The sequence below is a fragment of the Exiguobacterium sp. ZOR0005 genome (assembly GCF_000798975.1).
Lineage (GTDB): Bacteria > Bacillota > Bacilli > Exiguobacteriales > Exiguobacteriaceae > Exiguobacterium > Exiguobacterium aurantiacum.
The window spans coordinates 35,348-54,833 of the sequence record NZ_JTLB01000010.1; the positions used below are offsets into that span (position 1 = coordinate 35,348).

Genomic DNA, 19,486 nt, shown 5'->3' on the forward strand with positions numbered 1-19,486 from the left:
TTTTGTTCAATCTTCCATTGTTGATAAGTCACCTGTCTCGAGGTTCAATTCCCAAGCCTTCAAGACACGGCGCATGATCTTCCCGCTGCGTGTTTTCGGTAACTTGTCTTTGAACTCAATTTCACGCGGGGCCGCATGGGCTGCGAGCCCTTCTTTGACGAATTTTTGGATTTCGGTCTTCAGTTCGTCCGACGGTTCATAGCCTTTACGGAGCGCGATGAACGCTTTGATGATCTCCCCGCGGACCGGGTCCGGTTTTCCGATGACGCCCGCTTCGGCGACGGCCGGGTGTTCGACGAGACGGCTCTCGACTTCGAACGGTCCGACCCGCTCGCCTGCCGTCATGATGACGTCATCGACACGGCCCTGGAACCAGAAATAGCCATCCTCGTCCATATATGCTGAGTCTCCCGAGACGTACCAATCGCCCCAGAAGTAACTTTCATATTTCGCATCGTTCTTCCAAATTTTCCGCATCATCGATGGCCACGGCGTCTTCAAGGCCAAGTTGCCCATCCGGTGCGGTGGGAGCGGTTGCCCGCGGTCGTCTAAGATGGCCGCTTCACATCCCGGGATGGCTTTCCCCATCGAGCCCGGCTTGATGTCCATCGTCGGATAGTTGCAGATCATCATCGCCCCAGTCTCCGTCATCCACCACGTATCGTGAATACGTAAGCCGAACGACTCATTGCCCCAACGGATGACTTCCGGGTTGAGCGGTTCACCGACTGACAAGATGTGTCGGAGCGACGATAAGTCGTACTTCTCAAACGCCTCGTCCCCCGCACCCATGAGCATCCGGAACGCCGTCGGCGCGCTATACCAGACCGTGACACCGAACCGTTCGATGACTGAGTACCAAAACTCGGGATTGAACCGGCCCCCGACGATGACGTTCGTCGTCCCGTTCAAGAACGGGGCGAAGATGCCATAACTCGTGCCCGTCACCCAACCTGGGTCGGCCGTGCACCAATACACGTCGTCGGCCTGCAAGTCGAGCACCCATTTTCCCGTCATCAAGTGCTGAATCATCGCGTTATGGACGTGCAGCACGCCTTTCGGTTTGCCGGTTGAACCGGATGTATAATGCAGAATCATACCGTCTTCACGGTCGACCCATGTGATGTCAAGGTCCGTCGAGGCGTCATGTGCCAACTTGCGGTAATCGATGATCTTCCCGCTCTCTGACACGTCATCACCGACGATGAGAATCGTCTCCAAGTGCGGCAACTGCTCCACCGGGATGCGCGGCAACAGCGCCTCGGTCGTCACGATCACTTTCGCTTCCGAGTCGAGCAGACGGTCGTGGACGGCCTGTTCCATGAACGCTTCAAACAACGGCCCAACGATGGCGCCAAGCTTGATCGCACCGAGTAAAATAAAATAAAGTTCTGGACTCCGTGGCATGAAGATGAAGACACGATCGCCTTTCTCCACTCCGACCGATTTCAGAACGTTCCCGGATCGATTACTTTCTCGTTTCATGTCTGCATACGTATAGCGCTCTTCCCGATCCCCATCGAAGTAGAGCAAGGCCAGCTTCGTCGCGAGTTCCCCTTCTGCGTGACGATCGATCGCCTCATACGCCATATTGACGTTTCCGGTCAAATTCCAAGACAATAATGCTTCTGCTTGTGTCCACTCGAACGACTGACAAGCTTCTTCATACGACGACAATTGATGTTCCCCTGATAACGCTTTCAATTTCTCCATCGTTAAAGATTCGCCTCCCCTGAAAAGAATGGTATAACCACTTTCAGTATAGTGTTAATATTATGACAAATCAATGAATTTCCAATAACTCCAAATCGGCGTGAAACAAGACGGATGAAAGCGCTATAATAAGAAGTGGAAAAGGTGGTGACTCCATGGAAAAACAATATCATTCAAAAGTGTGGGAAACCTCACTCGGAGCCGTAATCATCGATGGACCGATTGAGAGCGACGTGCTCGCGACGTATCGTCTGGATGAGGGGTTGACGGCGTTCAGGGAGCCAGAGGATCAACAGAAGGCACTCGTCGAGATTGCCGCTTTGAAAGAAGGACGCATCATCGTCGCACGCGTCGACGAACTCGTCATCGGCTACGTCACATATTTGTATCCGGACCCGTACGAACGTTGGAGTGAAGGGAACGACCCGTACATCCTTGAACTCGGTGCCATCGAGGTGAGTCCTCGTTTCCGAGGCCAGCGCATCGGTAAGCAGCTGCTCGAAGTATCCATGATGGACCCGCACATGGACGACTTCTTAATCTTGACGACTGAATATTATTGGCATTGGGATTTAAAAGGGAGCGGTTTGTCGATTTGGGACTATCGTAAAGTGATGGAAAAGATGATGAATCACGGCGGCCTCGTCTTCTTCCCGACGGACGACCCTGAAATCGCGTCCCATCCGGCCAACTGTCTTATGGCACGCATCGGCAAAAACGTCCGTCAAGAAACGATTGACCATTTCGATTCACTCCGGCTCCGTCGCCGGTTCATGTATGACTAAGGAGGGGTACGATGCTGATTGAACAGATGATGAATCGCCACGTCGTGACGATTCAACCGACGAATACGATCGCCCATGCGGCCAAGCTCATGCGCGACAATAAAGTGCGCCATCTTATCGTCACGAACCCAGCTCGGCAAGTCGTCGGGATTATCGGACAGTTCGAGATGAGCGGTGCGACGAGCGTGTTCCATCCGGAAAGCGAGAGCGCCGACTTTCAGAACCCCGTCTCGAGCATCATGCGCCAAGACGTGACGACGGCCCACCCTTACGACTTTTTCGAGGATGCGGCCGCCCTATTTTATGAATACCGCCTCACTTGCTTGCCGATCGTCGAGCAAGGCAAACTCGTCGGGGTGCTGACCGAGACCGATTTACTTCGTTATTTCGTCCAGCTGACCGGTGCCCTCGAACCGAGCTCGCAAATCGAGATTCTCGTCGAGAACACGACCGGCACGCTCGAGAAAGTGACACGCCTTCTCGCCAAGACGAACATCAACATCATCAACGTCTTCGTGCATCCGACGGCCGATCCGTACAAACGGATCATCTCGTTCCGTGTCCAGACGATGAACCCGCTTCGCATCATCGAAAGGCTAAAACGTGAAGGCTTTGACGTCCTCGGTCCGGAGATGTCCCCATGAGACCGGCCTACATATTCGGGGAGAACGAGACGTCCTACCGCTTCCATGCGGACCACCCGTTCAACCCGATCCGCTTGGAGCTGACGACGTCTCTGCTCGTCGCCTCGGGCAAACTGTCTCCCGACGAATGCATCGCGCCTCCTCTCGCATCGGTAGAGGATTTGGCGCTCGTCCATGACCGGGACTACATCGAGGCCGTGCAAGCGGCGGCAGCCGGACAGTTGTCTGGGCTCAAAGCGAACAAGTTTGGGCTCGGGACAGAAGACACACCAATCTTCCCGACGATCCATGACGGTGCGGCCCGGCTCGTCGGCGGGACGATACATGCGCTCGACCTCGTGGCGAGCGGAAAGTTCGAGCGCGCCTTCCACGTCGGTGGCGGTCTCCATCACGGCATGCAACGCAAGGCGTCAGGCTTTTGCGTCTATAACGATGCCGCCGTCGCCATCGCCCATGTCCGTAAACAATATGGCATGCGCGTGCTATACGTCGATACTGACGCCCATCACGGGGACGGCGTACAATGGCTATTCTATGACGACCCGGACGTCATGACGCTCTCGATTCACGAGACCGGTCGTTATCTCTTCCCGGGGACTGGCGCCGTGACCGAGCGCGGGAACGGGAGCGGCTACGGCTACAGTTGGAACGTCCCGGTCGATGCGTTCACGCAAGACGACTCCTTCCTCCACTGTTACGAGACGATTCTGCGTGAAGCGTGCGCTTGGTTCAAACCAGATATCATCTTAACGCAAAACGGGGCCGACGCCCATGCGTTCGACCCATTGACACACCTTGCTTCGACGATTCGGACGTTCGAACAGATCCCTCAAATCGCCTCCCGTCTGGCCGATGAGTACACGGGAGGCCGTCTCGTCGCTCTCGGTGGCGGCGGTTACGACTGGTTTCGGACGGTGCCGCGCGCGTGGGCCCAAGTGTGGTCGGGTTTGACGCGCGAGGCGCCATATAGTGGTGACATTCCGACCGAATGGATTGAGCAATGGCAGGCGAAGGCCGATCAAGCGTTGCCGACGCGTTGGGACGATACGGCGTACACGTTCGACCATATCCCGCGTCGCCAACAGATCGAGGAAAAGAATTGGGAAGTGACAAAACGGGCGTTTTGGCCGTTCATCTCCAATGATCGCAAGTCACTATACTTATAACAAAATGCACCTGAGCCGAGTGGCTCAAGTGCATTTTTAGTTAGTCGTTCCGTAACGAATCACGACGTTCGATTCGGTGCGGGAGCACGACGTTCTTCTCTTCGACTTCTTCTGCATTCAAAATTTTCGTCAACAATCGCATCGCGACGGCACCGATGTCATACATTGGCTGGACGACCGTCGTCAACTTCGGACGAATCATCGTGGCGAGACGCGTGTTATCATGTCCGACGACCTCGAAGTCGTTCGGAACCGAGAAACCAGCATCTTGGATCGCATGGATGACACCGAGCGCCATCTCATCCGTTCCTGCGAAGATCGCTTTCGGACAGTCATCGCGCCCGAGCATCTTCTGCATGGCTTCGAGACCAGAGGCGTACGTATAGTTCCCAAGAATGACATCGTTCTCGCGGAACGGCAGACCGGCATCTTCGAGTGCCCGGCGGTAGCCGGCGAACTTCTTTTCCCCGTTGATCTGTTGCTCAAGCGGGCCCGTGATAAATCCGACTTGCTTGTGGCCGTGGCCGATGAGCATCTCGGTCGCGTCGTACGCTGCCTGCTCGTAGTCGATGTTGACGGCTGGTAAGTCATACCCTTGGTTGAGCGTCGCCGCGAGGACGATCGGCACCGGTGATTTCTTGAACTCGTCAACGAGGTCTTCATGGAGTCGGCCGCCCATAAAGATAATGCCGTCCACTTGCTTACCGAGCAACGTGTTCAACAGATGAATCTCCTTGTCACGGTTCGAGTCCGAGTTGCCGAGGATGATGTTGTACTTGTACATCGTCGCCACGTCCTCGATCCCGCGGGCGAGGTCCGCAAAAAAGATGTTCGAAATATCCGGGACGATGACGCCGACCGTCGTCGTCTTCTTGCTGGCAAGACCACGTGCCACGGCGTTCGGGCGATAGCCAAGACGGTCAATCGCGTCTTGGACTTTTTTACGGGTCGTCGGCTTTACGTTCGGGTTCCCGTTGACGACACGGGAGACGGTCGCCATCGACACCCCGGCTTCACGTGCGACATCATAAATTGTTACGTTATTACTATTCATTAAAACTCCTCCTACAAGCAGTGATTTTCAAACGATTTTCAAAAAACGTGTCAAAAAAGGAAGACAGGTATCTGTCATCATTTTACCCTGTCTTCATGCGATATAAAACGTTTCCAATTGGAAAGCTTACTTTTTTACCAAATCAAGTTGAGGGAATTGCGACGTCAGTCCGTCCACGAAGTGGTCGAATTGATCAAAATCAAGTTGTTGCTGGGCGTCGGACAGTGCGATCGCCGGATTCGGATGAACTTCGACCATGACGCCGTCCGCTCCGACCGCGAGCGCAGCTTTGGCTGCCGGAAGCAACAAATCGCGCCGTCCCGTCGAATGCGTGACATCGACCATGACCGGTAAGTGTGTCTCTTGTTTCAAGATCGGCACGGCCGTGATGTCGAGCGTGTTGCGAGTAGCCCGTTCATACGTCCGGATCCCGCGCTCACAGAGAATGATTTGACTGTTTCCGCTGGCCATGATGTATTCAGCCGCATAAATGAACTCTTCAATCGTGGCCGACAACCCTCGTTTCAACAAGACCGGTATATCGGTTTTCCCGACTTCTTTCAGCAAGTCAAAGTTTTGCATATTGCGGGCCCCGACTTGAATGATATCCACGTAAGGAAGCGCCGATTCGACCGCACCCGGGGTCATGATCTCAGAGATGACCCGTAAGTCATGACGGTCAGCTGCTTGTTTGAGCATTTGTAACCCGTCGAACCCGAGACCTTGGAAGTCATACGGTGACGTCCGTGGCTTGTATGCCCCGCCCCGCATGATTTTAACGCCAGACAAAGCCAGTTTCTCGGCGACCGCATTCACTTGCTCGAACGATTCGACGGCACACGGTCCAGCAATCAATTGGGGACGTCCGTTGCCGACGATGACATCGTCGAGCGTGACGATCGTATCTTCCGCCTGACGTTTCCGCGACACGAGCAACGTCTTATCACGGTCTTCGCCTTGCAGTTCTGCCGACGCCTTGAACATCTCTTTAAACAAATGTTGGAGGCGAGGCGTCTCAAAAGGCCCTGGGTTCTCCGCCGCGATGAAGTCTAACATCTCACGTTCTCGCACCGGATCGTAGCGTTCCACACCTTGAAGGCGTTTCACTTTCCCGATTTCGACTGCGAGCGCGCCACGGCGACTAAGCAAATCAAGCATTTCACGGTTCAACTCATCCATTTCACGACGTAATCGATTCAATTGATCTTGTGGACTCATAATTACCCTCTCATTTCTAAGCCGTTCTTTCCAGAAACCTAATTATATCGAACTTCTTTCGCTTTGTCATAGACAAAAGGTCCATGACACAAATTCCACAAAAAAAAAGTATCCGAGTCACCCCGGATACTCCGTTCATTTCTTGCCGTTTTTTAAATCATTTTTTAAGTTTTTCAACTCTTGTTTCGATTCATCATCGAGCAAGTCTTTGACCGGCGCCTCAAAGTCCGATTCGTGATTAGCCGATGCGTCGCGGCTGCTTTCCGGCTTGGCACGATCCGGTTCGGTTTTGTCCGCTTTCTTCGACGATTTCGCATCTGACTTCTCGTTTGAAGTCGACTTCGCTTCGTCGTTCTTCTCGTTCGAGTCATTTTTCTTCTCGTTCGAGTCATCTTTCTCATCCGAGTCATTTGAAGACGCTTCGGCCGCACGGTCGAGTTGTTCCTTCACTTCAGCTTCCGCTTCGGCAACAAGTTGGTCTGCCTTTTCCATCGCTTCTTCAATCGACAACTCATCCTCATCGACTTGTTGCTTCAACTCGGCTGCTTCACGCGCCTTGTCTTTCACGAGGTTCAAGACAGGTGCCGCTTTCTCGAGAAGCGGTGCTGATTTGTCACTGGCGACCTTGATCCAATCCCCAACGACCGGTTCCGCTTTCTCGCGGACTTCTTTCGATTTGACCGTCAAACGTTCACGTGACGTCGCCGTCTTTTCATCGAGGTACGTCCGAACTTCCCGTCCGCTCTTCGGCGACGTGAGAAGGGCGACCGCCGCTCCGATGACACCGCCTAGTATGACGCCGGCTAAGAAGCCACCGCCTGATGAAGATTGCTGTTGTGGTGTGTTGTTTTTATCGTATGTCATGTGTGAGTTCCTCCTGTGAATTAAGTGATTACTTCATCGTGTCGTCTGTTGCAACGACTCCTGGCGAAACTGAAGATGTTTCTTCTTTACGTTCCCGACGACCGCGGCGACGCGATGGTCGCTCACCAGACTCGGTTTTATTTTTCTTGAATAATTCAACGGCGACCGAACCCCATCGCACAGCCTGGGCAATTTGTTCTTTGTTCTCATCGGCCGCTCCGTGTACAGACGAAGATACAGTCCGTACTGACTCTGTCACTTCATTGAGTGAAGTCCCGAGCTCGTCGAGGGCGTGTGCCACCGGTGCGAGTAATTCCGTCTTCTCTTCCACGTTATCTACGAGACGGTTCGTCTTATGTAAGAGCGCCGTCACTTCCATTGTAATACCATCCAATTGTCGTTCTAAGTTCTCTGTCGTGTTCGCGACGCTACCGAGTGTCCGGTTCACGTTCGATAAGACACGCGCCAAGAAAAAGACGAGTACGACAAACGCGAGTGCAGCAATCAGTCCCGCGATGCCTCCTAATGTGATTTCCATCCATTCATTCCTCCTGTTCAAAAATATGGTGGTTTCATTATAGCACCATTATGACTGAAAAGATTTGTCACAACCGTTTTCGCCATCCGGTCTGATTATTCCTTTACCCGTTTTTATGTTTTCGATTACACTAAAATAGAAATAAATTAAAAAAAGTTAAAGGGGTGGACGTATGAGAGATCCAAGAATCACACAATTGGCAGACGGGTTGATCAATTATTCGGTCGAATTGAAGCGAGGAGAACGTGTACTGATTGAAAACTTTGGTGTCGAGGAAGCGCTCGTCGAGGCGCTCGTCGAAAAAGCATACGAGGCCGGGGGGCATCCGTTCGTCTTACTGAAAGAGAGTCGCATTTTGCGTAAACTATACACGCAAGCGAGTCGGGAGCAGCTCGAGCTGATGGCAGACATCGAGCGTAAGCAGATGCAAGCGATGGATGCGTACATCGGACTTCGGGCCGGGGACAACATCAATGAACTGTCGGACGTGCCCGCCGATCAGCAAAAGCTCGTCGGGGCGACAATCGGCAAAATGCATACCGAGGATCGCGTGAAAGGAACGAGATGGGTCGTGCTCCGCTACCCATCCCCATCGATGGCACAGCTTGCCGGCAAGTCGACCGAGGCGTTCGAAGATTTCTATTTCAACGTCTGTACGCTCGACTACGGAAAGATGGACCGTGCGATGGATGCGCTCGTGTCCCTCATGGACAAGACGGACCGTGTCACCATTAAAGGACCGGGGACGGACCTTTCGTTCTCGATCAAAGATATCCCGGCCATCAAGTGTTCAGGTCAAATGAACATCCCGGACGGTGAAGTGTTCACGGCACCGGTAAAAGGTTCGATCAACGGTGTCATCACATATAACACGCCGTCACCGTATCACGGTTTCACGTTCGAGAACGTGAAACTGACGTTCAAAGATGGAAAGATCATCGATGCGACAGCAAACGACACGGACCGCATCAACGAGGTGTTCAACACAGATGAAGGCGCCCGTTACGTCGGCGAGTTCGCTATCGGCGTCAACCCGTACATCCAACACCCGATGAAAGACATCTTGTTCGACGAGAAGATTGACGGAAGCTTCCATTTCACGCCGGGCCAGGCGTACGACGACGCATACAACGGTAACGATTCGACGATCCATTGGGATCTCGTCAACATCCAGCGTCCCGACTATGGCGGCGGCGAGATTTGGTTCGATGACGTCTTGATTCGGAAAGACGGTCGTTTCGTCATCGATGAACTGAAACCGCTCAATCCAGAAAACTTGAAGTGACGAAAGAAAGGTGCGACCTCCCGAGAGGCGCACCTTTTGTCGTTATAATTTTGTCTTTTTGCCGAGCGCTGCGGACATCATCCAAATCTCTTTTTCGAGTCGTTCGATATGTGAGACGAACGTGTCTTCAATCGCCTCGTCCCCGTCTTCAAAGTTTTCCATCGCATCTTGCATTTCTTGACGGATTTGTTTGAAGTCACCGATGACATCTTTGATCATTTGCTCCGTATCAGCGTGACGGTCTCCTTCTTGCAACGTTGAATGTTCAAGATATTCTTTCATCGTCGCGTATGGTTCCCCGTCGTTCATGAGTAGACGTTCGGCGACGTCATCATAGAGCTCAGCAATCAAATTGTACAGTTCCTCTAACTTCTCATGATACGTGAAAAAGTGCGGTCCACTAATGTACCAATGGTAATTATGGAGTTTGACGAACAATAGGCCATAGTTGGCCACCTCTTTGTTCAACGTGTTCAGTGCGCCTTGACTTGCCATACTTAACATCTCCTTTTCCAATGTCGCTCGCTAGTACTATTTCCGTCCCGACAGAAAAGTAAACACAAAAAAAGCGAGTGGCCGTAGCCATTCGCTTTTTACGCTTCGAGTTGGGCGTGGTTCTCATACTCACGTTGATACGTTTGAATGTCGCCTGCCCCCATAAAGAGGAGCACTGCCGTGTCGTGCGCTTGCAACACTTGCGTGCCGCCACGCTTCAATATATGCGCACCGTCAATCCGGGATTGGAGGTCTTCAATCGTGACCGTCCCTTCTTGTTCACGCGCCGAACCGAAGATATCGCACAAGTAAACCGCGTCTGCTTCGGCCAATGCCGTGGCAAAATCGTCCATGAACGACTTGAGACGAGTGTACGTATGTGGTTGGAAAATCGCGACGACTTCCCGTCCGCTGTACTTCTTCCGTGCCGATTCGACCGTCGCACTGATTTCTCGTGGGTGATGCGCATAGTCATCGACGAGCACTTGACGACCGAGCGTCGACTCGCTGAATCGGCGTTTCACGCCATTGAACGTCTCAAGACGCTCTTTGACGAGCTCTTTTGGCAACGTCTCGTAGTCGCATGTCGCGATGACGGCAAGGGCGTTCAACACGCTGTGGTTGCCGTATCCCGGAATCCGGAACTCGCCATAATAATCGTCGCGCAAGAAGACGTCAAACGTCGTCCCGCGGTCAGTCGAATTCACGTTTTCCGCGCGGAAATCGTTGTGCTCGCCAAATCCGTAGTAAACGATCGGTACGTTCGCTTGAATGTGTTGCAGGTTTTCATCATCGCCACATGCGATGATACCTTTCTTCACCTGTTTCGCCATTTCCTGGAACGCATCGATAACGTCATCAAGTCCGGAGAAGTAATCTGAGTGGTCAAAGTCGATATTCGTCATGATGGCATAGTCAGGACGATAATAAAGGAAGTGACGCTTATACTCGCAAGCTTCGAAAACGAAATTTTTCGAGTCCTCTACCCCTTCACCCGTCCCGTCACCAATCAAGAATGACGTCGGCTCAATGCCGCGCATGACGTGGGCAAGCAGACCCGTTGTCGAAGTTTTTCCATGAGACCCGGTGATGGCGACACTCGTGTAATGGTCTGCCAATTCACCAAGAAACTCGTAGTACTTGTATATCGTCAAGCCGAGCTCACGCGCCCGGACGACTTCAGGATGGTCGTCTGTAAAGGCATTGCCTTGCACGACGATTTGGCCCTCGGTAATATTCTCTGGATCAAACGGAAGGATTTCAATTCCTTTTCGGTTCAATGCTTCTTCAGTAAAAAATGCTTTGTCAACGTCCGAACCTCGGACTTCATTGTTCATATCATTTAAAATTTGAGCTAAAGGACTCATGCCCGTTCCTTTAATTCCGACGAAGTGATAACGGTTCATCTGTAAATAGCCCCCCTAATTCATTGCGGTTTGAAGAAAATGCGACAAACCTTTGTCATTATAGCAAAACTCTAGGTGTCATGCTATTACAGATTATTGTTTTTTTGAGCAAGACGACGGCTTCGGTACATCGCCATCCGGTCTTGTGGGGTCATCATGACGTTGAGCGGCGGTCCTTCGGCTTTATAAGACACGCTGACCGCAGGAGTCAATTCGGTCTCGTCTTCCACCGTTTGGGCTTCCGGCTCGGCTTGTAATGTCTTTGCAACATCCTCGACAATCGGCGCGACCTCTTCGACAGAAGACGCCTCGATTGTCACGTCGTCGAACGAGACATCGTCTTTATCTTCCCGGACGACCAGTTTCGATGCCTTCAAATCAGTCGACCCCATAAAGACAGAAGCGAACCCGCCCTCTACGATAGAGACATCGCCTAAAGACGGCTTGTCGTCACTCGTCGATTCGTCGCCGTTGTCTGTTTCCGTGGAAATATTGGATTCCGCTCGGGATTCCGCATCCATCACCACCGGTTCCGTGGCTTCGCTTGCTTCTACTTCGTCGACTGACTCCGGTGCCGTCTCTTCAGACACTTTCGCATCCATCGCCATCGGTTCCATAGCTTCGCTTGCTTCTACTTCGTCGACTGACTCTGATGCCGTCTCTTCAGACACTTCCGTTTCCATCGTCACCGGTTCCATAGCTTCACTTGCTTCTACTTCGTCGACCAACTCCGGTGTCGTCTCTTCAGACACTTCCGTTTCCATCGTCACCGGTTCTGCAGCTCCCACACGATCAGCTTGGCTTTCTTTTGCTAAGTGGATCGACTCGAGCACCGTCTCTTCAGCACTCGTCTGTTCCGGATCGGCCTCGATCGGGGGCGTCGCTTCTGTTTCGTCTACAGTCGGTTCATCGACCGGATTTGAGTCTTCTAGAACGACACGTTCTTGAGATAACGTATCGTTAAACACAGTCGTCCGGTCAAACTTGTCAACGGCCGCAGACCTCTCCGAGACGAAAGATTCAGACGTCGATGCTGACGGTACGTCCCGCTCCGTTACGGTCTCGCGTGAATCGCTCGTAAAATCGGTCCTCGTCTCCGGGGAGTGCTCGTCCGGTAAATTGATTTTTGGTTTCGGGCGTGCATATCCGTAAATCGGTGACGGTACATCCGTCGGGACGAACTCGTCAGGTGGATCGATTTTTGGAGCAGGCGCAGCTTTCTTCCCTTCTTGGGACAGTTCACGTCGAATACGATCAGCTTGTTGTTTCAATGAACGTTCATATGCATCCATACTAGATTCCTCGCTTTTTCACTCAATCCTATTTAGCAAAAAATCGGTCGAATTCAGCGACCGATTTCAAATGCTTTCCCTACTTCATATTCGTCATCTAACACCAAAATCCCTTTTTCTTGCGGGGCATCCGGTAAGTTCAACTCACGAGCCGAGCAGATCATTCCTTGCGAGCTTTCTCCCCGAAGTTTAGACGGTCGGATAATGAGACCCGACGGCATGACCGCACCAGGCTTCGCGACGACGACTTTTTGGCCGGCCGCAACGTTCGGTGCGCCACAGACGATTTGCACCGTCCCTTGATCGGTCTCGACTTGGCAAATCGACAGTTTGTCGGCATCCGGATGTTTCTCGGCCGACTCGACGTAACCGACGACAAATTTCGGTGTGAAGTCGACGCCGGACAAGTCTGCCTCGATATTTTGTTTACGCAAGATGACACCGAGCGTCTCAATCAGCTCAGCTGTCAATTCGACTGGTCCGTGCCAGTCAGAGACGTTAAAATAGTTACTCGCATTGAACACGTTGTAGCCGTTCACTTTTCCATCCGTCGCCTTGACGATGGCCACGTCATCTTTCCGTTCCACGATTTGGTGATGGCGATCTCCTTCTCTTAACAACACCATGAGAACGTCGCCGATTCCTTCACGGTTATAAAAAGCATTGATTTGCATACGTAAATACGCCCCTTCTTTCAAACTAGACACAAATAGTTTAGCAGATTATGCGTCTGTTGGTGGGTTCTTTTTTCCAACAATAAAAATTGGTTCAAATACGCCAGCTTCATAATGGAAGGCGAGTGCCGTCACCGGGATCCGTCCGTTCGTGAAAAAATCGAACATGAGCTGTTGCATCACATCGTATCCCTCATCGTTTCGGATGTCGGCCACGACCAAGACGTCTTGATGCGGAACCCCGACGAGCATATCTCCTTCGATCCGACGCTCCATGACCCGTAAGAAATCTTCATTCAAGATCCGCGACGCCTCGTAGCCATCACGCGTCGACAGAAAGTAGAACGTGTTACCGGCGACCGTGTCCGTCTTCATGTCGGTCGGCAGCGTTTTGACGTTCTCCAGCGCGAGCGCCTCCACTTGCGGTTGCGATAGCTCCCCTAGATGACGCTCTTCAATCAACCGATAGCCGTTACCGAGGTCGAGCGCATAAAAGATAGCGGTCTCGGCCGTATGAGGTGTCGTGACGAGCGCTTGCCCGCGTTTCGTCTCTTTCGCGAACGAGGCGGCCCGTATGACCGGATAAATATTTGCTTCATTTCCGGCAAGGGTGACCGCATCATCCGCAGCGAGTGCGGTTTGAATATATTCGACCACTTCTTCGACCGCGACGGTCCCACGAACTTTCGTTTTCGCCACGAGCGGGGCTAAGCGGATGTTGACACCAAACCGGTCGTTCGTGCGTTCAATGCGAAGCACCTCGTTTTCACGGTCGTAGGACGTACGATAGCCGTCCGTAAAGTGCCCCTCGATGTGACGTCTCAATTCATTGCGTTCCATCCCGCTCACCCTAGCCCGTTGACGAACGCTTCGACTTGCTCAGGTGTCTTCCGCTCGCGACCGACGTAACGGTCGACCTCTTGGCCTTCATTGAAAGCGACGAAGCTTGGGATTCCAAAAATGTCTAACTCTTGGGCAAGCTCGATCCACTCGTCACGATCAACGTAGTAAAACGTCCAATCCGAGAATTTCGCTTCGATTTCAGGCATGAACGGGTCGAGAAAACGGCAATCCCCACACCATGTCGCTGAAAACATGAAAATACTCTTTCCTTGTTTAGCTTCTGTATATTCCGTCATTGTTTTCAATTGTTTCATTTTCACCACTCCTGTTCTTTTTTCCCCATTCATGATAGCATATGTCCGTTCTCACATTCCGCTCTCACGTTTTGCTATAATCGAGAGCGAAGACTATTAGAAAAAGGTGACGACATGACAAAATGGACGCGGGAACAATTGAATCCAGATATGAAGCATCCACTCGAGCAACTCGTCGGTGTCATCGGCATGCTCGCCATTCTCCGCTACGGATACTTGTTTATTGATACAGATAAGACACGTTCAGAAATTTTAATTTGGCTCGTCATCGGTTTCGCCGTCATTTATGTCGTCGAACAGGCATTGAAAAAGACGGCCCGCTACTTACCGATTGTCCGAAAACGGTTTCTCATCCCGATCTATGTCATCCTCCTCGTCTTATTTTTGGCGAGTTTCCGTGTGCCGCGGGAGACTGTCGAGACGGTCCGTCAATTTTTTGGAATCTAATCAAAAAGCGTTCCTTCTTAGGAAACGCTTTTTTTGTGTTCAATATTCGATTTTCATGTCGTTCGGTCGAATCCGGTCCATCCGGGAAAGCACTTGATAGACGGCATAGCTGAGAATCGCTGGTCCGACGATCAGGAAACCCGAGACGACGATGAGCGTATGCCAGCTGAAGCCCATCGTCTCGAGCATGACGATCGGCCCGACGAGACCGCTCGTCCCCATACCGGCACCCGCTGCAACGCTCTCTAGTTCGAATAGTAAGATGGCTATCGGCGCCAACACGGCCCCGGCAAGTGTCGGCGGAAGCAAAATCCACGGATTTTTCACGACGTTCCCGACTTGAAGCATCGATGTCCCGATGCCTTGTGCGATCGCCCCGCCGATTCCATTATCTCGATAACTTGTGACAGCAAAACCGATCATCTGCGCCGCACAACCGACCGTCGCAGCGCCGGCGGCGACTCCGCTCAATCCGAGCATGAGCGCGATGGCCGCACTCGAGATTGGAGCCGTCAACGCGAGTCCCATAAGCGTCGCCACAACGACACCCATGAAGAGTGGTTGTTGCTCGGTGCCCCACTCAATCCACGTCCCGAGTTGCGTCATGAACAGCCCGACATACTTTCCGATGTACGTCGCACTCACATAACCGACCGCAATCGTCGTGAACGGGGTGACGAGAATATCAAGCTTTGTCGACTTGGAGACGAGTTTCGCCACTTCGACGGCGAGAAGCGTTGCCACATAACTACCGGCCGGACCGAACTCATAGCCGAACGTCCCGACGACGAGCGCCGAGAACAAGATGAGCGGCGGTGCCTGCAGGGCATAGGCGATGGCAATACCGATGGCCGGACCGGTCAAGCCGATTGCGACGTCGCCAATGGCGATGAGCGTCGGACCAAAATTGCCAAGCGCCGCCTCGGCCAATTGACCGCCGATCGTCTTCATGATCAATCCGATGATCAGTGTGCTGAATAAACCGAGCGCCATATAACTAAGCGCCGTCACGAAGTACAAGGACGGGCTTAACGTGATGCCTTTTTTCTTGAGCATGGGACTTCCTCTTTTCATTGTCTTGTCAGTAGTAACGTTCGTGTCTTCACACGTTTTTTAGTATAAGCATTTTTTAATAAATAGCAATAAAAAAACGCCACTTGTAAAGTGACGTTTCCGAATCAACGGGAGGCGCGTAACGTTTCCATCGTTGAGCGGTCGAGCCGCTTGACGAGCGCCTTCAAGAGCGCTTTCGCCGCGTCGTAATCGTCCGTATGGAGAATCGATGCGTGCGTGTGAATGTAACGGGCCGCAACCCCGATGACGGCCGTCGGTACGCCTTGACCGCTCAAGTGGATCCGACCGGCGTCCGTGCCACCTGGGGAGACAAAGTATTGCGTTTTAATGTTCTCGTCTGACGCCGTATCGAGCAAGAAATCACGCATCTCAGGGGACATGACCATGACGCGGTCGAGAATGCGGATGAGCGCCCCTTCTCCAAGTTGGCCGAACTCGGTCTTGTTTCCCGACGCATCGTTCGCCGGTGACGCATCGAGCACGAGGGCGACGTCCGGTTGAATCATCTCGGCAGCTGTCTGAGCGCCACGAAGCCCGACTTCTTCTTGTACGGTCGCACCGGAGAACAAAATGTTCGGATGGTCCGCTTTCGTCGTCTCTTCTAACAGCTCGACAGCGAGACCGACGCCGTAGCGGTTGTCCCACGCTTTCGCCATAATTTTTTTCGGATGATGGAGCGGTGTGAACTCGCTTGACGGGATGGCCGGAAGACCCGGACGTACTCCCCAAGACTCCGCCTCTTCTTTCGAGTCGGCCCCGATGTCGATGAACATCTGTTTGATTTCCATCGGTTTGTTCATCGCGTCTGGCCCGAGCAAGTGCGGTGGTGTCGAGGCGACGACCCCTGGAATCTTTCCGTCCGCTGTCACGATATCAAATCGTTGGGCCATGAGCACTTGGTTCCACCAGCCGCCGAGTGGTTGTATGTATAACATGCCGTTGTCCGTGATCCGGGTGACCATGAACGCGACTTCATCCATATGGCCAGCGACCATGATTCGCGGTCCCGATTCGTCTCCGACACGCTTCCCGAAAATCGAACCGATGCCGTCCGTCATGACTTCATCGACGTGCGGTGTGATGCGGTCCCGCACGAAACTGCGCACTTCCGACTCAAAGCCCGGTGCACCTGGCAGCTCGGTCAGCGTCTTGAATAATTCTCTCGTTTTTTGTTCCATCTGTCTCATCCCTTCAACCGTTGTGCAACCATTATATACAGAAGTTTTCGATAGAAGCGAATGCTTTTCATTCCAATGGGGTACAGGTTTTGGTACGATGTACATGATAGCCACAGTTCAAGGGGAGGTAGTCATATGAAGAAAAGGTATTGGTTAGTTGGAATCGGGGTCGCTGTCGTTGCCGCACTTATGACGAAAAAAGTATTAGATGAACGAAGCTTATCGGCCGAAGATGCGCTCGAATATACGAAACGCGCGTTTTCAGCCAAAGGTCACGTCCAAGGGGCATGGATCTCGGCATCTCCTGAGGTTTATACTTACGATGGTCGCGAATATGACGTCTTCAAAGGCGGCATTTCTGTCCTTGAGAACGATGAAGAAAAGACGTACCAATTCACGGTCGACTCAGAGACAGGTGCTTTACTCGAATATGCATGACCAGAACCGGCGAAGATTCGCCGGTTTTTTTGTTTAATCCAGCTAAAAGAGTGGAAAAATGTAATTGGTACTTTTTTTAAATTCGAAAAGGAGTGATCCCACGTGAAAAAACTGATCGGTGAGGCAAATGAGCTCGTATCGCAAATGGTCGAAGGGATGGTCCACGCCCATCCTGACGTGTACGGTCGTGTCGAAGGAGTAAACGTCATCTGTCGAGCAGGTGGCGCGAAGTCTGGAAAAGTCGGTCTCGTCTCCGGTGGTGGCAGCGGTCACGAGCCGGCGCATGCCGGTTACGTGGGCGATGGGATGTTAGACGCCGCCGTCTGCGGAGAAGTGTTCACATCCCCGACGCCAGACATGGTGCTTGAAGGCATCAAGGCGGCGGATGGCGGAAATGGGGTCCTCCTTGTCGTGAAAAACTATGCCGGGGACGTTATGAACTTCGAGCTCGCCGCGGAACTCGCAGACGCTGAAGGCATTAAAGTCGACCACGTCGTCGTTGCGGATGACGTCGCCATTGCGAACAAAGACGATCGCCGCGGTGTGGCCGGGACGGTTTTCGTTCATAAAGTGGCAGGGGCTGCTGCCGCGAGCGGGAAATCGCTCGAGGAAGTCAAAACCGTCGCCGAAAAAGTCGCGAGCCACGTCCGCTCCATGGGGATGGCCGTCGAACCGTGCTACATGCCTGTGAGCGGAAAACCGGGCTTCGACTTGAATGAGGAAGAGATGGAGATCGGGATCGGCATTCACGGGGAGCGTGGGGTCGAGCGGAAGCCGACGACAGGCGTCGATTCGATCGTAGATGACCTTCTCGATCACTTGAAGAAGGAAGTCGAGCCGGGCGAAGTCGCTGTCATGGTCAACGGAATGGGCGGTACTCCGCTGTCCGAGCTGTATGTCACCTATCATTTCGTCGCCAATAAACTTGAGGCGGCCGGCTATACGCTGAAGCGGAAATATGTCGGCAACTATATGACATCGCTCGAGATGCACGGTTTCTCAATCACGCTCTTACCACTTGATGATGAAATTACGAATTATCTCGATGCGCCTTCGGCAGCGCACGGTTTCAAAATTTGATAAACGAGGTGTTGATCGCATGTTAACGATAGACGGGTTGAAAGAAGCGCTACGGAACGCCCAATCAGAAATCGAGGCAAACAAAGACACACTGACAGACCTGGACCGAGCCATCGGTGACGGTGATCACGGGATTAACATGTCTCGCGGGTTTGAGGCCGTCGTTTCCGTACTCGATGACGATTACGATTCACTCGGCGCTTTGAGCAAGAAAGTCGGAATGACGCTCATGGCGAAAGTCGGCGGAGCGGCCGGCCCCCTCTATGGCTCGGCGTTCGTGAAAGCGGCGACGGCGTTCGGCGATGCCGAGGAAGCGGATTTCGCGCTCGTCAAATCCGCCCTCGAGGAAGGTGCGGCCGCCATCAAGGCGCGTGGGAAATCGGAAGTAGGTCAAAAGACGATGGTCGATGTATGGGAACCGTTCCTGAACGAACTGAACGACTCGGACGACTACGTCGCGAAACTTGACGAGCTCGTCCAAGACACCGAAGACATGAAAGCGACGAAAGGGCGCGCCTCTTACTTCGGCGACAACTCACGCGGGACGATCGACCCTGGGGCGATGTCAAGCGCCATCGTTTTGAAAGCCATCATGAAGGAGGTCGGTTAACATCGTCGAACTCATCATCGTCTCCCACAGCGCCAAGATCGCTGAAGGGATTCAAGACTTGTTGAAAGAAATGGCGCCGACGGTTCCAATCCATCTCGCCGGCGGGCTCGAAGATGGCAGCATCGGGACCGATGTGACTCGTATCCTTGAGGCGCTTGAAGCCGTCGACAAAGAGGCCCTCCTCTTGTCCGATATCGGTTCGGCGACGATGAACGCCGAATTGGCGATCGATATGTATGAAGGCGACAAAGACGTCCAATTTTATGACGGACCAATCGTCGAGAGCGCCTTCGTCGCCGCCGTCTCCTCAGGAAACGGGATGGAGCTCGAGCAAATTATGGAGCAATTGAAGCAAGACACATAAAAAA

At 52.7% G+C, this 19,486-nt stretch carries 22 protein-coding genes; 9 read left to right on the top strand and 13 right to left on the bottom strand.

Going from position 1 to position 19,486, the window contains the following annotated elements:
* Nucleotides 1-6: 6 nt before the first annotated feature.
* Entirely contained in the window at nt 7-1,713 is a 1,707-nt protein-coding gene (gene acsA, locus L971_RS03550; RefSeq protein WP_047374337.1) for an acetate--CoA ligase, read from the bottom strand.
* Between the two features lie 155 nt (nt 1,714-1,868).
* Here acsA and L971_RS03555 point away from each other — a divergent pair, with 155 nt between their 5' ends.
* From L971_RS03555 to L971_RS03565, 3 genes are read left to right on the top strand one after another with little or no spacing between them, the layout of a single operon-like run.
* Entirely contained in the window at nt 1,869-2,498 is a 630-nt protein-coding gene (locus L971_RS03555; RefSeq protein WP_024371350.1) for a GNAT family N-acetyltransferase, read from the top strand.
* Between the two features lie 11 nt (nt 2,499-2,509).
* Complete coding sequence (locus L971_RS03560; protein ID WP_024371349.1) at nt 2,510-3,142, top strand: acetoin utilization AcuB family protein; 633 nt, start codon at nt 2,510-2,512, stop codon at nt 3,140-3,142.
* Nucleotides 3,139-4,308 (top strand): acetoin utilization protein AcuC, encoded by a 1,170-nt coding sequence (locus L971_RS03565; RefSeq protein ID WP_024371348.1) that lies wholly within the window; start codon nt 3,139-3,141, stop codon nt 4,306-4,308. Before L971_RS03560 ends, L971_RS03565 begins: the two co-directional genes overlap by 4 nt.
* Before the next feature lie 40 nt (nt 4,309-4,348).
* Here the strand turns inward: L971_RS03565 and ccpA are convergent, their stop codons facing one another.
* The 4 genes from ccpA to L971_RS03585 all read right to left on the bottom strand — a co-directional run bounded on the left by ccpA (nt 4,349) and on the right by L971_RS03585 (nt 7,982).
* Entirely contained in the window at nt 4,349-5,362 is a 1,014-nt protein-coding gene (gene ccpA / locus L971_RS03570; RefSeq protein WP_024371347.1) for a catabolite control protein A, read from the bottom strand.
* Nucleotides 5,363-5,488: 126 nt separating this feature from the next.
* Nucleotides 5,489-6,580 carry a bifunctional 3-deoxy-7-phosphoheptulonate synthase/chorismate mutase gene (locus tag L971_RS03575; RefSeq protein ID WP_047374341.1) on the bottom strand — a complete coding sequence of 364 codons (1,092 nt, stop codon included), beginning with the start codon at nt 6,578-6,580 and terminating at the stop codon, nt 5,489-5,491.
* A 135-nt stretch (nt 6,581-6,715) separates the two neighbouring features.
* Nucleotides 6,716-7,444: a YtxH domain-containing protein gene (locus tag L971_RS03580; RefSeq protein ID WP_047374344.1), complete on the bottom strand. Its 729-nt coding sequence runs from the start codon at nt 7,442-7,444 to the stop codon at nt 6,716-6,718.
* Nucleotides 7,445-7,472: 28 nt separating this feature from the next.
* A complete protein-coding gene (locus tag L971_RS03585) occupies nt 7,473-7,982 on the bottom strand; it encodes a DUF948 domain-containing protein (RefSeq protein ID WP_024371344.1) in 510 nt (169 codons plus the stop codon).
* 172 nt (nt 7,983-8,154) lie between these two features.
* Here L971_RS03585 and L971_RS03590 point away from each other — a divergent pair, with 172 nt between their 5' ends.
* On the top strand, nt 8,155-9,267 hold the full coding sequence (locus tag L971_RS03590; RefSeq protein WP_047374346.1) for an aminopeptidase: 1,113 nt from the start codon (nt 8,155-8,157) through the stop codon (nt 9,265-9,267).
* 42 nt (nt 9,268-9,309) lie between these two features.
* Here the strand turns inward: L971_RS03590 and L971_RS03595 are convergent, their stop codons facing one another.
* The 6 genes from L971_RS03595 to L971_RS03620 form a co-directional block, all read right to left on the bottom strand.
* Nucleotides 9,310-9,762, bottom strand: coding sequence for a DNA starvation/stationary phase protection protein (locus L971_RS03595; protein WP_024371343.1), 453 nt, complete (start codon nt 9,760-9,762; stop codon nt 9,310-9,312).
* A 98-nt stretch (nt 9,763-9,860) separates the two neighbouring features.
* Nucleotides 9,861-11,168, bottom strand: a complete 1,308-nt coding sequence (gene murC / locus L971_RS03600; RefSeq protein ID WP_024371342.1) for a UDP-N-acetylmuramate--L-alanine ligase — start codon at nt 11,166-11,168, stop codon at nt 9,861-9,863.
* Nucleotides 11,169-11,254: 86 nt separating this feature from the next.
* The gene (locus tag L971_RS14785) at nt 11,255-12,460 is read right to left on the bottom strand and encodes a hypothetical protein (protein WP_052200254.1); all 1,206 of its coding nucleotides are present in this window, start codon (nt 12,458-12,460) and stop codon (nt 11,255-11,257) included.
* A 53-nt stretch (nt 12,461-12,513) separates the two neighbouring features.
* The gene (gene ytpR / locus L971_RS03610) at nt 12,514-13,134 is read right to left on the bottom strand and encodes a YtpR family tRNA-binding protein (protein WP_024371340.1); all 621 of its coding nucleotides are present in this window, start codon (nt 13,132-13,134) and stop codon (nt 12,514-12,516) included.
* Nucleotides 13,135-13,182: 48 nt separating this feature from the next.
* A complete protein-coding gene (locus L971_RS03615) occupies nt 13,183-13,974 on the bottom strand; it encodes a DUF1444 family protein (RefSeq protein ID WP_029334690.1) in 792 nt (263 codons plus the stop codon).
* Nucleotides 13,975-13,979: 5 nt separating this feature from the next.
* The gene (locus tag L971_RS03620; RefSeq protein WP_029334689.1) at nt 13,980-14,291 is read right to left on the bottom strand and encodes a thioredoxin family protein; all 312 of its coding nucleotides are present in this window, start codon (nt 14,289-14,291) and stop codon (nt 13,980-13,982) included.
* A 114-nt stretch (nt 14,292-14,405) separates the two neighbouring features.
* Here L971_RS03620 and L971_RS03625 point away from each other — a divergent pair, with 114 nt between their 5' ends.
* Nucleotides 14,406-14,738, top strand: coding sequence for a hypothetical protein (locus L971_RS03625; protein ID WP_081977037.1), 333 nt, complete (start codon nt 14,406-14,408; stop codon nt 14,736-14,738).
* A 39-nt stretch (nt 14,739-14,777) separates the two neighbouring features.
* Here the strand turns inward: L971_RS03625 and L971_RS03630 are convergent, their stop codons facing one another.
* Both L971_RS03630 and L971_RS03635 read right to left on the bottom strand, forming a co-directional pair.
* Entirely contained in the window at nt 14,778-15,794 is a 1,017-nt protein-coding gene (locus L971_RS03630; protein ID WP_024371336.1) for a PTS transporter subunit IIC, read from the bottom strand.
* 122 nt (nt 15,795-15,916) lie between these two features.
* A complete protein-coding gene (locus tag L971_RS03635; protein ID WP_047374349.1) occupies nt 15,917-16,990 on the bottom strand; it encodes a M42 family metallopeptidase in 1,074 nt (357 codons plus the stop codon).
* Between the two features lie 135 nt (nt 16,991-17,125).
* Between L971_RS03635 and L971_RS03640 the strand changes: the two genes are divergently transcribed.
* From L971_RS03640 to dhaM, 4 genes are all read left to right on the top strand, one after another.
* Complete coding sequence (locus L971_RS03640; protein WP_024371334.1) at nt 17,126-17,428, top strand: PepSY domain-containing protein; 303 nt, start codon at nt 17,126-17,128, stop codon at nt 17,426-17,428.
* A 102-nt stretch (nt 17,429-17,530) separates the two neighbouring features.
* On the top strand, nt 17,531-18,508 hold the full coding sequence (gene dhaK, locus L971_RS03645; RefSeq protein WP_047374351.1) for a dihydroxyacetone kinase subunit DhaK: 978 nt from the start codon (nt 17,531-17,533) through the stop codon (nt 18,506-18,508).
* A 19-nt stretch (nt 18,509-18,527) separates the two neighbouring features.
* Nucleotides 18,528-19,118 carry a dihydroxyacetone kinase subunit DhaL gene (gene dhaL, locus L971_RS03650; RefSeq protein ID WP_024371332.1) on the top strand — a complete coding sequence of 197 codons (591 nt, stop codon included), beginning with the start codon at nt 18,528-18,530 and terminating at the stop codon, nt 19,116-19,118.
* A 16-nt stretch (nt 19,119-19,134) separates the two neighbouring features.
* Nucleotides 19,135-19,482, top strand: a complete 348-nt coding sequence (dhaM, locus tag L971_RS03655) for a dihydroxyacetone kinase phosphoryl donor subunit DhaM (protein WP_369793342.1) — start codon at nt 19,135-19,137, stop codon at nt 19,480-19,482.
* The last annotated feature ends 4 nt before the right edge of the window (nt 19,483-19,486 follow it).

Coding starts and splice junctions, on each gene's coding strand:
- acsA (WP_047374337.1), bottom strand. CDS start 1,713: ATGGAGAAATTGAAAGCGTTATCAGGGGAACATCAATTGTCGTCGTAT.
- L971_RS03555 (WP_024371350.1), top strand. CDS start 1,869: ATGGAAAAACAATATCATTCAAAAGTGTGGGAAACCTCACTCGGAGCC.
- L971_RS03560 (WP_024371349.1), top strand. CDS start 2,510: ATGCTGATTGAACAGATGATGAATCGCCACGTCGTGACGATTCAACCG.
- L971_RS03565 (WP_024371348.1), top strand. CDS start 3,139: ATGAGACCGGCCTACATATTCGGGGAGAACGAGACGTCCTACCGCTTC.
- ccpA (WP_024371347.1), bottom strand. CDS start 5,362: ATGAATAGTAATAACGTAACAATTTATGATGTCGCACGTGAAGCCGGG.
- L971_RS03575 (WP_047374341.1), bottom strand. CDS start 6,580: ATGAGTCCACAAGATCAATTGAATCGATTACGTCGTGAAATGGATGAG.
- L971_RS03580 (WP_047374344.1), bottom strand. CDS start 7,444: ATGACATACGATAAAAACAACACACCACAACAGCAATCTTCATCAGGC.
- L971_RS03585 (WP_024371344.1), bottom strand. CDS start 7,982: ATGGAAATCACATTAGGAGGCATCGCGGGACTGATTGCTGCACTCGCG.
- L971_RS03590 (WP_047374346.1), top strand. CDS start 8,155: ATGAGAGATCCAAGAATCACACAATTGGCAGACGGGTTGATCAATTAT.
- L971_RS03595 (WP_024371343.1), bottom strand. CDS start 9,762: ATGGCAAGTCAAGGCGCACTGAACACGTTGAACAAAGAGGTGGCCAAC.
- murC (WP_024371342.1), bottom strand. CDS start 11,168: ATGAACCGTTATCACTTCGTCGGAATTAAAGGAACGGGCATGAGTCCT.
- L971_RS14785 (WP_052200254.1), bottom strand. CDS start 12,460: ATGGATGCATATGAACGTTCATTGAAACAACAAGCTGATCGTATTCGA.
- ytpR (WP_024371340.1), bottom strand. CDS start 13,134: ATGCAAATCAATGCTTTTTATAACCGTGAAGGAATCGGCGACGTTCTC.
- L971_RS03615 (WP_029334690.1), bottom strand. CDS start 13,974: ATGGAACGCAATGAATTGAGACGTCACATCGAGGGGCACTTTACGGAC.
- L971_RS03620 (WP_029334689.1), bottom strand. CDS start 14,291: ATGAAACAATTGAAAACAATGACGGAATATACAGAAGCTAAACAAGGA.
- L971_RS03625 (WP_081977037.1), top strand. CDS start 14,406: ATGACAAAATGGACGCGGGAACAATTGAATCCAGATATGAAGCATCCA.
- L971_RS03630 (WP_024371336.1), bottom strand. CDS start 15,794: ATGCTCAAGAAAAAAGGCATCACGTTAAGCCCGTCCTTGTACTTCGTG.
- L971_RS03635 (WP_047374349.1), bottom strand. CDS start 16,990: ATGGAACAAAAAACGAGAGAATTATTCAAGACGCTGACCGAGCTGCCA.
- L971_RS03640 (WP_024371334.1), top strand. CDS start 17,126: ATGAAGAAAAGGTATTGGTTAGTTGGAATCGGGGTCGCTGTCGTTGCC.
- dhaL (WP_024371332.1), top strand. CDS start 18,528: ATGTTAACGATAGACGGGTTGAAAGAAGCGCTACGGAACGCCCAATCA.